The sequence below is a fragment of the Modestobacter sp. I12A-02662 genome, from assembly GCF_041028325.1.
Lineage (GTDB): Bacteria > Actinomycetota > Actinomycetes > Mycobacteriales > Geodermatophilaceae > Modestobacter.
Genome location: NZ_JABGDE010000006.1, coordinates 267525 through 279840, shown reverse-complemented (window position 1 = coordinate 279840; position 12316 = coordinate 267525). Strand labels below are relative to the sequence as shown.

Here is a 12316-nt window from a genome sequence, read left to right as displayed (position 1 = left end):
GTCAGCGCAGCCCTCGCGCGACGGTGAGCACCTCGTCCTCGCTCAGCGACCCGGCGACGCCGGTGACGACGCCGTCCTCGACCCACACCACCCCGGTCATCGCCCCGTCGCGGGAGGCCAGGACGGTGGCCTCCTGCCCGTCCACGTCGGCGGTGGAGGTGGTGACCAGCTCGGCCGGGACCGGGAGCGGCAGGGTGCTGCCGTCGGCCGTGAACGCGCGCAGCTGCTCGGCCAGGCCGTCGGGCAGGCCCGGCAGCTCCAGCAGGTAGTCGCGGACCGTCTCGAACGGAACGCCCGAGGAGTACGCCGTCGGGGCGGTGACCCGGGCGACGACCAGCGCGGGCAGCCCGGTCGAGCTGTTCCAGACCTCGGCCAGCCCCGGCCCGGCGACCAGCCGGAACCGGCTGCCGTCCAGTCCGGCCGGCGGGGGCGGCAGCGTCTGCCCGGCCTCGGCGGCGGCCTGGGCCGCGCGGTCGGCGGAGAAGGTGAACTCCGCGACGACCTGGCCGCCGGCCATGAACTGCGGCTCGCCGGTCACCCCGGCCGGCAGCGTGGCCACCTCGGGCGCGTCGAGCCCGGTGATCTCGGCCGCGGTCGCGGCGTCGGCGACCTGCTGCACCTCCGGCTCGTCGACGACCTGGAGGTCGCCGAACGCGGAGAGGTCCGGCAGCGCGACCAGGTCGCCGGTCTGCACCTCGACGGCCTCGACCTGGTCGACCTGGAAGATCTCCAGCCAGTCGGCGGCGGCCGCTGCCCCGGCGCCGCCGAGGACCAGGGCGACCCCCAGCGCCGCCGCGACCGGGCTCTGGCGCAGGGAACGGCGGCGACGCGACCGGGCCGGCACCGGGGCGGGTGGGGCGCTCCCGGCGGTGGCGGTGAACCGCCGCCAGGCCCGGTCGACGTCGGGGGTGGCGGGGGTGGACAGCGCCGCGGCCGCGGCGGTGGCGTCCGCGCGGGCGGCAGCCAGGCCGGCCAGGCAGGTCGGGCAGCCGGCGACGTGGGCGCGGTCGGCGTCGGGCACGCCGGCCGGCTCGTCGACCAGGCGGCGCAGCGTGCCGTCGCCGAGGTGACGGTCAGTTCGTGGACGCATCGGTGCTCAACTCCTTGCGAAGGGCGGACTCGGCGCGGCGGAGTGTCGTGCCGACGCTGCCGGGGGACAGGTCGAGGGCGGCCGCGACGTCGGCGTAGCTCAGGCCGCTGTGCCGCAGCACGAGGGCGACGGCCTGCGTGCGCGGCAGCCGGGCGAGCGCGGCGCGGACCCGGCCGTGCTCGTCGCGGGTGAGGACGGTGTCGGCGACGTCTGGGGTGACCGTGTCCCCGGAGGCGACGGCCTCCTCCCGGCTGGCGCGGCGCCGGTCGGAGCGGAGGTGGTTGAGCGCGGTGTGCGTGGCGGCCACGCAGAGCCAGCCGGTCGCCTCCTCGGCCGGGACGGTGCTCCGCCCGAAGGCCAGGAAGACCTCCTGGGCGACGTCCTCGGCCTCGTCGCGGGAGCCCAGCACGCGGGCCGCCACGCCGACGACCCGGGGGTAGTCCTCCCGGAAGACCCGCTCCAGGTCGGACCGAACGACCCCCGGCGAGCCGGTCACCGCGGCGCTGCCCCTCCGTGCGGTCCGCAGCGCGGCGAGGGGTGCCACCCGACCCTGCCCGACGACGTCCACATCCCTAGAGCACCACCGGCGCCCCGGATGTGACACCACCGTCCGGCAGAATCGCGACTTCGGCCGCACCGAACGGCTCAGGGACGGCGGAGCGGGCCCCCCGACCCGTCGGCCCAGCGCCCCCGCAGCCGCAGCAGCGGGTCGCCGTCCCCCAGCGCGGGCACTCCCTCCACCGCGAGCAGGACGACGACGTGGTCACCCGCTCCGACCACGGAGGCGACCCGGCAGTCGAGCGCGGCCAGCCCGTCGTCGAGCACGATCGCGTCGCTGACCGGGGCGCGGTGCCACGGCACCGACCCGAGCAGGTGCCGGGCGCTGGGCCGGCCCGCGGAGGCGAAGCGGCTGGCCAGGATCGCGTGCTCCGCGGCCAGCACGGTGACCGCGCCGGTGCCCACCGACTGCAGCACCTCCGCCGGGTAGCCGCCGGCGGCCAGCCCGATCGCGATCAGCGGCGGATCGGCGGAGACGCTCATCAGCGAGGTGACCGTCGTCCCGACGTCGTCGATGTCGTCCCGGACGGTCAGCAGCACCACCCCGGCGGCGTACTGGCGCAGGGCGGCGGCGAACTCACCGGGCTCGACGGGCACGGGTGCCAGTCGACCACAATGCCCAGGTGACCACTGCGGAGCAGACCTTCGACGTCGTCGTCCTGGGCGCCGGCTCGACCGGGGAGAACGTCGCCGACATCGCCGTCCGGGGCGGGCTGAGCACCGTCCTGGTCGAGAGTGACCTGGTCGGCGGGGAGTGCTCGTACTGGGCCTGCATGCCGAGCAAGACGCTGCTGCGCGGCAGCGAGGCGCTGGCCGAGGCGAGGTCGGTCCGCGGCGCCGCCGCGGCGGTCACCGGCGAGCAGGACGTCGCCGGCACCCTCGCCCGCCGGGACGGCGCCACCCATGACTGGGACGACGCCGGGCAGGCGCGGTGGGTCGAGGGCGCGGGCATCACCCTGGTGCGCGGCCGGGGTCGGCTGGCGGGGGAGCGGCGGGTCACCGTCCGGACGCCGGACGGCGATGTCGTGCTCACCGCCCGGCACGCGGTCGCCGTCTGCACCGGCTCGCGCGCCGCGATGCCGCCGGTCGAGGGCCTGGCCGAGGTGGACCCGTGGACGCCGCGCGAGGCGACCAGCGCCGGCGAGGTGCCGGGCCGGCTGCTGGTGATCGGCGGCGGCTACGTCGGCTGCGAGATGGCCACCGCCTGGCAGCAGCTGGGCTCGACGGTGACCCTGCTGCAGCGCGGCGACCGGCTGCTGACCGGTGCCGAGCCGCAGGCCGGGGCGGCGGTCGACGAGTCGATGCGCCGGCTCGGCGTCGACGTCCGGCTGGGCACGCAGGTGCGCGCCGCGCGGCGGGACGGCGCGGAGGTCGTGCTGACGACCTCCGCCGGTGAGCTGCGCGGGGACGAGGTGCTGGTCGCCGCCGGGCGGGCGGCCAACACCGGGGAGATCGGGGTGGACACCGTCGGCCTCGAGCCCGGGGAGTACCTGGACGTCGACGACTCGCTGCAGGTCCGCGGCCTGCCCTGGCTGTACGGCGTCGGCGACGTCAACGGCCGGCGGCAGCTCACCCACATGGGCAAGTACCAGGCGCGGCAGGCCGGCAACGCGATCGTCGCCCGCGCCCGCGGCGAGCGGGTGGACCTCACCGACTGGTCCCCGTTCGTGGCCACCGCCGACGCCCGGGCCACGCCCAGCGTGGTCTTCACCGACCCCCAGGTGGCCGCGGTCGGGATGACCAGCGCCGAGGCCGCGGCGGCCGGGCTGCCGCACCGGGTCGTCGAGTACCCGATCGGCGACGTCGCCGGCGCGAGCGTCTTCGCCGACGGCTACACCGGGACGGCGGTGGCCGTGGTCGACACCGAGCGGGAGGTGCTGCTCGGGGTCACCTTCGTCGGCGCGGGGGTCGCCGAGCTGCTGCACTCGGCGACCGTCGCGGTGGTCGGTGAGGTGCCCATCGCCCGGCTCTGGCACGCCGTCCCCTCGTACCCGACGATCAGCGAGGTGTGGCTGCGTCTGCTCGAGACGTGGCGGGGCTGACCGTGCGCGACGGCAACCGGATCGGCCTGGTGCTGCACCCGCAGCGCGACTGCTCCACTGCGGCGGCGCAGGTGGCGGGGTGGGCCGACCGCCACGACGTCGAGCTGGTCGCAGCCGCCGGCGACGTCGCCCGGCTGGGGCTGCAGGGGGTGCGGCCGGTCGGCGTGGAGGAGCTGGCCGGCAGCTGTGACGGGCTGATCGCCCTGGGCGGGGACGGCACGCTGCTCGGCGCGATGCGGCTGGTGGCGCGGCGTCCGGTGCCGGTGCTCGGGGTCAACTTCGGCCGGCTGGGTTTCCTCACCGAGGTGGAGGGGCGGGAGCTGACGGCGGCGCTGACCGCGATGGCCGAGGGCCGCTCGACGATCGAGTCGCGCAGCTGCCTGGTGGTGCGGGGACCGGGCTGGGAGACGGTCGCGTTCAACGACGTCGTCCTGGCCCGCGTGCCGGGGGAGGGCCTGGTCGACGCGACGCTGTCGGTCTCCGGACGCCGGTACGGGCACTACCGCAGCGACGCGCTGATCGTGGCCACGCCGATGGGCTCCACCGCCTACAGCTACGCCGCCGGTGGCCCGGTGATGTCCCCGGGCGCGGAGGGCGTGCTGGTCACGCCGTCCGCGCCGCTCAGCGGCATCGACCGACCGCTGGTCCTCGGTCCCGACGAGCCGCTGCACCTGGCCCTGCCCGCGGGAGCCGGGCGGCCGGCCGTGGAGGTCGACGGACTGGTCCACGGCCGGCTCGGACCCGGCGACGAGCTGCACGTGTCGACCCGCCGGGACGCCGGGCTGCTCGTCCGGCTCGACGACTGGGTGGCCGCCGACCGCAGCCGGGTCAAGCTCTCGCTGCTGGACCTGCCGCTGCTGCCCGAGGAGCTGCTCGAGCTGCTCCCCGAGGACCTGCGCCGCCGCCAGCCCGCCGGCGTCCCGGAGCCCGGCAGCGCGCCGGACGCACCGGGCCCCCGCTGACCGTCGTCAGAAGACGCGGACGGCGACCTCCGCCGGTGCCGCCAACAGCTGCTCGATCTCGTCGTCCAGCCGAACGAGGGTCAGCGAGGCGCCGGCCATGTCCAGCGAGGTGCAGTACTCGTTGACGTAGCTGCGCCCGACCGTGATGCCCCGCTCCTCCAGCTGCTGGTGCGCCCGGCGGAACAGGATGTACAGCTCGCTGATCGGCGTGCCGCCCAGGCCGTTGACCATCAGGGCGACCCGGTCGCCGGACCGGTAGGGCAGGTCGGTGACGACGGCCTCCAGCAGCTCGTCGGCGATCTCGTCGGCGCCGGCCAGGCTCCGCCGCTCCCGGCCGGGCTCGCCGTGGATGCCCACCCCGACCTCCATCTCGTCGGGGCCGAGGTCGAACAGCGGTGAGCCCTTCGCGGGGGGCGTGCAGGCGGTGAGCGCCAGGCCCATGGTGCGGGTGACGTCGTTGACCTTGCGGCCGATCCGCACCAGCTCGTCGAGGTCGGCGCCCGCCTCGGACGCCGCGCCGACCGCCTTCATCACGAAGAAGTTCCCGGCCACGCCGCGCCGGCCCACGGTGTAGGTGGAGTCCTTGACCGCGACGTCGTCGTTGATCGTGAGGATCTCGACCTTGATCCCCTCGGACTCGGCCATCTCCCGGCCCATGTCGAAGGCCATCCGGTCGCCGGTGTAGTTGTTCACCAGCAGCAGCACGCCCTTCGGCGAGGCGAGCAGCTTGGTGGTCTCGTACACGTAGTCCATCGGTGGGGCGGCGAAGACGTCGCCCGGGCAGGCGCCGTCGAGCATGCCGCGACCGACCACCATGACGTGCGCCGGCTCGTGCCCGGAGCCGGACCCCTGGACGATCGAGACCTTGTCCTCCCGCGGGGCGTCCGCCCGCATGATGAGGTTGTACTGCGGCACGTACCTCAGGGTGTCCGGGTTGGCACGCGCGATGCCCTCCAGCATCTCCGGCACGAAGTTCTTGGGGTCGTTGACGAACTTCTTCATGAGGACGCTCCCTGTGTCTCCCAGGCCTTGCTGACCCGATCGGTGATCACGGCCACCGCCATCGCCCCGGCGTCGACCGAGCCCCTGCTGCGCTCGCCCGTGTAGGACGCGCGTCCCCGCTTGGCGACCATCCCGAGGGTGGCCTCGGCCGCCTGCCGTGCCGTCTCGGCGGCGGCGGCCAGCGCCGCGGCGCCGTCGGCGCCGGAGCGCAACTCCTGCTCCAGCCGGTCGGTGAAGGGGATCAGCGCGTCCAGCAGGGTCTTGTCACCGAGGTCGGACTGGCCGCGGGCCTTGATCCCCTCGGCGGCCGCCCGGAACATGGCCACGACCTGGTCGCCGTCCAGGTCGGTCGCGTCGCCGGCCGCCATGCCGGCGCGCATGAACGCCGTTCCCCAGATCGGGCCGGAGGTGCCGCCGATCCGTGAGGTGATGACCATCCCGGCCTTCTTCAGGAACATGCCCGGGGTGCTGCGGTCGAGGTCGTCCCAGCCCTCCAGCAGCTTCTCGAAGCCGCGGGCCAGGGAGTAGCCGAAGTCGCCGTCGCCGACGACGGAGTCCAGGTCGCCGAAGTACCGCTCGTTCTCGACGGCGGTCTCGGCGATCGTGCGGACGACGATTTCCACCCGTTGCTGGGCGCTGGTCACGCGGGTCCTCCCTCTGCCGGTTCCTGCACCTCTCCGCGGGGCGGGCCGGAGCCGGTCGGCACCGCTTCCGGGACGAGGCACGCCCGGAGGTCGTCGAGGGTGATCAGTGCGCCCGGGTCCGCGGCGCCCCGGTTGGCGAGCACCTCCACCGTTGGCCGGCCGGGGTCCCCGAGCTCGGAGACGACGAGCACGGCTTCCGCGAAGTCCTCCTCGCGGGTGTAGCCGTTGACCGTGACCAGGCAGCGCAGCCCGGCGCGGGTGGCGGCCAGGAGCCCGTTGCGGGAGTCCTCCACGACCAGCGTGTCGGCCGGGTCGAGCCCGAGCCGCTCGACGGTGAGCAGGTAGATGCCGGGGTCGGGCTTCTTGGCCGGTACCACGTCCCCGGCGAAGACCGGCACCTGCGCGGCGGCGTCCGCCCCGACGGCGTGGGCGAGCACCGCGCGCACGGACTCCTCGGCCGAGGTGGAGGCCACCGCCACCGTCCAGCCGGCGTCCAGGGCTCCCGCGATCACCCGCGCGATGCCGGGGCGGGCGGGGATCCGGCCGTCGGCCACCAGCTGCTTGAACTGGGCCGTCTTGTACCGGTGCCAGCCGGCCAGCAGCTCGGCTCGCGCCCTCTCGTCGTCCGGGACGCCCACCGCGCGGGCGAACTCCGGGTCTGCGAAGAGGCTGGCCATCCGCTCCTTGCCGCCGCCGATCCGCAGCTTCTCCGCGTAGTCGTCCTCGCTCCACCGCACCGGGAGCCCGAAGTGCTCGAAGGTCGCGTTGAACGCCGGCAGGTGCCCGTCCCGCTCGGTGTCGGCGAGGACGCCGTCGCAGTCGAAGACGAGCGCGGTCACCAGGCCCGCCCCGAGCTGCCGAACAGCCTGATGTGCGAGCGGGCCATCTCCACCACGGCGGCCCGCTGGTGCCGGAGGAGCGAGGGCGGGTCCCACTTGTCCTTCTGCTCGGCGCCCTTGAGGAACTCCAGCGCCGACTTCATGAACGCCTCCTTGAGGGCGGTGGAGATGTTCACCTTGGCGCACCCGCGGGCGATCAGGTCGGTGAACTGCTCGTCGGACAGGCCGGTCCCGCCGTGCAGCGCCATCGGCACGCCGGTGGCCTCGACCAGGTCGGACACCCGCTGGGCGTCCAGTGTCGGGGCGGCCTTGTACTGCCCGTGCGCGTTGCCGATGGCCGGGGCGAAGCAGTCGACCTCGGTGCGCTTGATGAAGTCGACGGCGACCTCGAGGCTCTGCACCCGCGAGGCGGCATCGGAGCCGACGCCGTCCTCGACGCCCTGGATCCCCTCGATCTCGCCCTCCACGTGCGCCCCGTACCGGCGGGCCTCGGCGACGACCTCCTGCGTCTGCCGCAGGTTCTCGGCGACGTCGAGCTCGTGGGCGTCGAAGAGCACGGAGTTCCAGCCGCCGGCGAGGCAGTCGCTGATCACCGACCGCTCGGGGCAGTGGTCGAGGTGGAGGGTGACCGGGACGGGGACGTCGTGCGCCAGCGCGGTGAAGATCCCGAACAGCTGGTCGCGGCCGTACTGGCGGACGGTCTTCACCGAGGTCTGCAGGATGACCGGGGCCCGCTCCTCGGTCGCGGCGGCGAGCACGGCCTCGACGGTCAGGTCGTTGAGGATGTTGAACGCAGCGACGCCGTACCGGTCGGCCAGCGCTCGGTCGAGCATCTCCTTCATCGGGACGACGGGCACCGCGGCCTCCTGGGTCTCCGCGGGCCGAGGTGCCTGGGGTCCGGCCTGGGCTCGGCCACGCAGCCCGGGACCGTATGACCCGGGTCACAGCCGGTACAGGTCACCGTCCAGCAAGGCGGACACGCTCGGCGCTGCGACAGCGCTGCGTGCCTGGGAGGCGACGGCGCGCCAGGGAGTTCGTCCTGCGGGGCTCAGGCCAGCGCGAACGGCTCGTCGCTGGGGGCGGGCAGGTCGCCGTCCACCGTGGCGGTGACGGTGATCGACCCGAACCGCGCCTGCCCGCCGAACAGGGACAGGAAGGCGGTGTCCGCCGCGTCCCGGCCGGAGCAGATGCGGACCAGGGACGACGTGGGCGCCAGCCGGGTGGCGTCGACGGTCTGCCAGACGCCGTCCACGTCGGCCTCCACGACCGCGTGGAAGTCCATCGGGTCCAGGCCCGGCGCGTAGACGGCGACCAGCCGGGCGGGCACCTCCAGCGCGCGCAGGAGGGTGATCGTCAGGTGCGCGTAGTCCCGGCAGACGCCCTGGCCGAGCAGCAGGGTGTCGACGGCGGTGTCCACCGGGCGGCTGGAGCCGGCGGTGTAGACCAGCCGGTCGTGCACCCATCCGGCCACCGCGGCGACCAGCTCGGCCCGCGGCCGGGTGCGGTCGAACTCGGCGGCGGCGTACCCCTCCAGCTGGTCCGAGGGGCAGTAGCGGCTGGGCCGCACGTACTCGGCCCAGTCGGCCGGGGTGACCTCCCGCGGGCGCCCCGTGGAGTCCACGCGGCCGGTGTAGGTGATGGTCGTGTCGCCGGCCGGCAGCCGGAGGCGGTGCACCCGGGCGCCGGGAACGGCGATCTCCTCCGCGTCGACCGGCCGGCCGTCGGTGAGGACGGTCAGCTGCTCGCGGTCGGGCGCGGCCAGCGCGACCTGCAGCAACGCGGTCGCCGGTGCGGGGGAGGAGACGGTCAGCGTGCAGGCCACGTCGGTGCGCATGACCGCCGATCCTGACGCCGTCGGATGTCGGGCGCGCGACGGGCGCATGTGTGTTCGCGCACGCTTGTGCTCTGAGTCGCCTGCCGACTCAGAGCACAAGCGTGCCGGACCCCACGTGCGGGGCCGGTCCGCGGCGTGGTGCAGTGGAGTCGTGCAACCAGGCAGTGACCGACGTTCGTGGCAGCGCTACATCGCGGTGGGGGACTCCTTCACCGAGGGCCTCAGCGACCCCGATCCCGGCACCCCGGACGCCTTCCGCGGCTGGGCCGACCGGCTGGCCGGGCACCTGGCCGCCGCCTCGCCGACCGGCACCGTCGAGTACGCCAACCTCGCCATCCGCGGGCGGCTGCTGGCCCAGGTGCTCGACGAGCAGGTGCCAGTCGCGCGCGCGGCGGAGCCCGACCTGGTCAGCCTGGTCGCCGGCGGGAACGACCTGCTGCGCCCGGGCGTCGACCCGGACCGGCTGGCCGCCGACCTCGAGACCGCGGTCGCCGCCTTCCGGGAGGCCGGGGCCGACGTCCTGCTGGCCACGGGGGTCGACCCGCGGCAGACGCCGATCATCCGGCGCACCCGGGGCCGGGTCGCGGTGTTCAACAGCCACCTGTGGTCGATCGCGGCCCGGCACGGCGCCGTCGTCCTCGACCAGTGGGGCGCCGCCTGGCTCCAGGACCTCCGGATGTGGGACCCGGGCGACCGCATCCACCTGACCAGCGAGGGGCACCGCCGCACGGCGCTGGCCGCCGCGGCCGCGCTCGGCGTGCCGGTGGCCGGGGACGACGGCTGGCGGACCCCGATGGAGCCGGCGCCGCCCCGGCCGGCCCGTGAGGTGGCCGCCCAGGAGCTCGCCTGGGTGCGCGGCTTCGTGCTGCCCTGGATCGGGCGGCGGCTCACCGGCCGCTCGTCCGGGGACGGCCGCACGGCCAAGCGGGCCACGCCGCAGCCGTTGTCCGCCGGGCTGACCGTGGAGGACGTGGTCCGCTGAGCCCGACGGTCAGCGCTCGTCGCCGGAGCCGGGGCCCCAGAACGGCGAGCGGGTCGGGCGCTGGAACGACGGGTCGGACCGGGGCTGCGGCTCTGCCTCACCGCGGTCGCCGGACTCCGCGGCGTCCCGGGGCTCCGGCACGCCACCCTGGCGCGAGGCCGCGGACAGCAGCGCCTGCAGCTCGGAGAAGGCGGTCGAGTCGGAGAACACCGTCGGGTCGAACGAGCGGGCCGGCTGCTCCGCGGTGGCCGGGGCGGGCAGCAGGTCCGGCACGACCCGCAGCCGGGGGAAGCCGGCCGGGGCGGGCCCGTCGGCGGGGTCGACCTCGTCCTGCGGCTCGGCGAAGTCGCGCGGCGCCGGCTCCGGCACCAGCCCGGCCGACACCGGGCCGAACGGGCTGGGCGGCAGGACGGCGAACGCGTCCAGCTGCGGCACCGCGGCGGTGCCCGGCTCGACGTCGATCTCGGCGTCCAGGTCCAGCTCGAGCTCGTCGTCGAGCTCGCCGTCCCCGTCGGCCGGGAGCTCGGTGACCGGGGCCTCGTCCTCGTCGTCCTCCGGCTCGTCGACCAGGAGCGCCGGCAGGTCGACCAGGTCCTCGAGGTCGGCGTCCTCGGTGATCTCGTCCAGCTCGCGGGCCGGCAGCGGCGCCGGGCGGCCGAACGCGTAGCCCTGGGCCATCGCGCAGCCGTGCTCCCGCAGCCAGCGGGCCTGCTCGCCGTCCTCGATGCCCTCAGCGATCACCTGCAGGCCCATCCCCTGGCCGAGCTGGAGCAGCCCCTGCACGAGCGCGGCGGTGGCCGGCTGGGTGACCACGTCGGCCACGAAGGACCGGTCGATCTTCACGGTGTGGATCGGCAGCCGGTGCAGCGCGGTGATCGCCGAGTAGCCGGTGCCGAAGTCGTCCAGCGCCAGGGTCACGCCGCTCTCGGTCACCGTGTCGACGGCGTTCAGGGTGGCGTCGGCGGCGAACAGCGCCGTGGACTCGGTGATCTCCAGCTCCAGCCGCTCCGGCGGCAGACCGGACTCGGCCAGCGCGTCGGCGACCAGCTCGGCGAAGCCGGGCTCGGCCAGGTGCCGCGCGGAGATGTTCACGTGGACGCGCAGGTGCGGCTCCCAGCCGGCGGCGTCCCAGCACGCCTGGTGCAGCACCCACTCGCCCAGCCGGGAGGTGAGCCGGTTGTTCTCGGCCGCGGACAGGAACGCCGCCGGGGGCAGCAGCCCCCGGCTCGGGTGCTGCCAGCGGATGAGCGCCTCATAGCCGAGCAGCCGCTCGTCGTCGAGGGAGACGATCGGCTGGTAGAACAGCCGCAGCTGCCCGGTCTCCAGCGCCTGCCGCAGCTCGGTCTCCAGCTGCAGCTGGTCGACGTAGCCCTCACCGAGGGCGCCGTCGTGCACCTCGACCCGGCCGCGACCGCCGCCGGCCTTGGCCCGCGCCAGGGCGCTGTGCGCCTGGCGCAGCAGCGCCTCGGGGGCGAGGTCGGAGCCGAGGGTGACCCCCACGCCGGCGGAGAGGATGACGTCGCGGCCGCCCACGTGGAAGGGCTCGTCGAGGACGCTGAGCAGCCGGTCGGCGAGGGCGCGCAGCCCGTCGACGTCCTCGATCTCCTCCGCCAGGACGAGGAACTCGTCGGCGCCGAACCGGACGGCGGTGTCCTCCACCCGGGTGCTCCAGCGCAGCCGGTCGGCGACCTGGCAGAGCAGCTGGTCGCCCCCCTCGTGCCCCAGCGAGTCGTTGACCGCGGTGAACCGGTCGAGGTCGAGGTGGAGCAGTCCGACGCTGGTTCCGCGGCGCCGGGCGATCGCCAGCGCGCGCTGCAGCCGCTCGGTCAGCGCCCGCCGGTTGGGCAGCCCGGTCAGCGGGTCGGTGTAGGCCCGCCGGACGAGGTCCTCCTCTGCCCGGCGCCGGTCGGTGGTGTCGACCAGGGACAGCAGGAGGAACTGGGGCTCGCCGTTGGTGCGGTGCACGAGCTCCTGGCTCTGGTGCACCCAGATGCTCTCGCCGTCGGCCCGACGCAGCCGCCGTTCACCGGTGACCTCGAGCTGGGGGTCGAGCAGCGGCGTGCCGGGCACGTGCTCGGTGGCCCGGTCCTCGAGGGGGACGTCGTCGGGGTGGGTCAGCAGGTCCAGGTGCCGACCGACCAGCTCGCCGGCGGTGCGGCCGGTGAGCTCGCAGAAGGCCGGGTTGACGACGAGCATCCGGCCGTCGGGGGCGACGACGGCCTTGGCGATGGGGGCGGCGAGGAACAGGGCGCGGAACAGCTGGCCGCGGTCGGCCAGCAGCACGTCGGCCGCCGTCAGCCGCTGTCCGGGGGCGCCGTGGTGCCCGGAGGCGCTCGGCGACTCGGGTGCTGAGGTCGTCACGC

12 protein-coding genes are annotated in these 12316 nt (G+C 75.3%); 3 read left to right on the top strand and 9 right to left on the bottom strand.

What is annotated here, in order from left to right; genetic code table 11:
• Position 1: 1 nt before the first annotated feature.
• From HL189_RS10780 to HL189_RS10770, 3 genes are all read right to left on the bottom strand, one after another.
• On the bottom strand, positions 2-1090 hold the full coding sequence (locus tag HL189_RS10780) for a hypothetical protein (protein ID WP_369133689.1): 1089 nt from the start codon (positions 1088-1090) through the stop codon (positions 2-4).
• Positions 1074-1634 carry a sigma-70 family RNA polymerase sigma factor gene (locus HL189_RS10775; protein WP_369133688.1) on the bottom strand — a complete coding sequence of 187 codons (561 nt, stop codon included), beginning with the start codon at positions 1632-1634 and terminating at the stop codon, positions 1074-1076. The genes HL189_RS10780 and HL189_RS10775 overlap by 17 nt, the downstream gene beginning before the upstream one ends.
• A gap of 101 nt (positions 1635-1735) precedes the next feature.
• Positions 1736-2245: a flavin reductase family protein gene (locus tag HL189_RS10770; RefSeq protein WP_369133687.1), complete on the bottom strand. Its 510-nt coding sequence runs from the start codon at positions 2243-2245 to the stop codon at positions 1736-1738.
• Between the two features lie 26 nt (positions 2246-2271).
• Between HL189_RS10770 and HL189_RS10765 the strand changes: the two genes are divergently transcribed.
• On the top strand, positions 2272-3690 hold the full coding sequence (locus HL189_RS10765; RefSeq protein ID WP_369133686.1) for an NAD(P)/FAD-dependent oxidoreductase: 1419 nt from the start codon (positions 2272-2274) through the stop codon (positions 3688-3690).
• Positions 3678-4652 (top strand): NAD(+)/NADH kinase, encoded by a 975-nt coding sequence (locus tag HL189_RS10760; RefSeq protein WP_369133685.1) that lies wholly within the window; start codon positions 3678-3680, stop codon positions 4650-4652. The genes HL189_RS10765 and HL189_RS10760 overlap by 13 nt, the downstream gene beginning before the upstream one ends.
• Before the next feature lie 6 nt (positions 4653-4658).
• Here HL189_RS10760 and dhaK read toward each other — a convergent pair whose 3' ends face one another.
• The 5 genes from dhaK to HL189_RS10735 form a co-directional block, all read right to left on the bottom strand.
• Positions 4659-5654 (bottom strand): dihydroxyacetone kinase subunit DhaK, encoded by a 996-nt coding sequence (gene dhaK, locus HL189_RS10755; RefSeq protein WP_369133684.1) that lies wholly within the window; start codon positions 5652-5654, stop codon positions 4659-4661.
• Entirely contained in the window at positions 5651-6298 is a 648-nt protein-coding gene (gene dhaL, locus HL189_RS10750; protein WP_369133683.1) for a dihydroxyacetone kinase subunit DhaL, read from the bottom strand. Before dhaL ends, dhaK begins: the two co-directional genes overlap by 4 nt.
• A complete protein-coding gene (locus tag HL189_RS10745; protein WP_369133682.1) occupies positions 6295-7137 on the bottom strand; it encodes an HAD-IA family hydrolase in 843 nt (280 codons plus the stop codon). Before HL189_RS10745 ends, dhaL begins: the two co-directional genes overlap by 4 nt.
• Positions 7134-7994 carry a ketose-bisphosphate aldolase gene (locus tag HL189_RS10740; RefSeq protein ID WP_369133681.1) on the bottom strand — a complete coding sequence of 287 codons (861 nt, stop codon included), beginning with the start codon at positions 7992-7994 and terminating at the stop codon, positions 7134-7136. Before HL189_RS10740 ends, HL189_RS10745 begins: the two co-directional genes overlap by 4 nt.
• A 191-nt stretch (positions 7995-8185) precedes the next feature.
• Positions 8186-8971, bottom strand: a complete 786-nt coding sequence (locus HL189_RS10735) for a transglutaminase family protein (RefSeq protein ID WP_369133680.1) — start codon at positions 8969-8971, stop codon at positions 8186-8188.
• A 151-nt stretch (positions 8972-9122) separates the two neighbouring features.
• On the opposite strand from HL189_RS10735, the gene HL189_RS10730 reads away from it, so the two are divergent.
• On the top strand, positions 9123-9953 hold the full coding sequence (locus tag HL189_RS10730; RefSeq protein ID WP_369133679.1) for an SGNH/GDSL hydrolase family protein: 831 nt from the start codon (positions 9123-9125) through the stop codon (positions 9951-9953).
• A gap of 9 nt (positions 9954-9962) precedes the next feature.
• Here the strand turns inward: HL189_RS10730 and HL189_RS10725 are convergent, their stop codons facing one another.
• Positions 9963-12314 carry an EAL domain-containing protein gene (locus HL189_RS10725; protein WP_369133678.1) on the bottom strand — a complete coding sequence of 784 codons (2352 nt, stop codon included), beginning with the start codon at positions 12312-12314 and terminating at the stop codon, positions 9963-9965.
• Between the last annotated feature and the right edge of the window lie 2 nt (positions 12315-12316).

Excerpts from the sequence above, each read along its gene's own strand:
- HL189_RS10780 (WP_369133689.1), bottom strand. The coding sequence starts at position 1,090 with ATGCGTCCACGAACTGACCGTCACCTCGGCGACGGCACGCTGCGCCGC.
- dhaK (WP_369133684.1), bottom strand. The coding sequence starts at position 5,654 with ATGAAGAAGTTCGTCAACGACCCCAAGAACTTCGTGCCGGAGATGCTG.
- HL189_RS10735 (WP_369133680.1), bottom strand. The coding sequence starts at position 8,971 with ATGCGCACCGACGTGGCCTGCACGCTGACCGTCTCCTCCCCCGCACCG.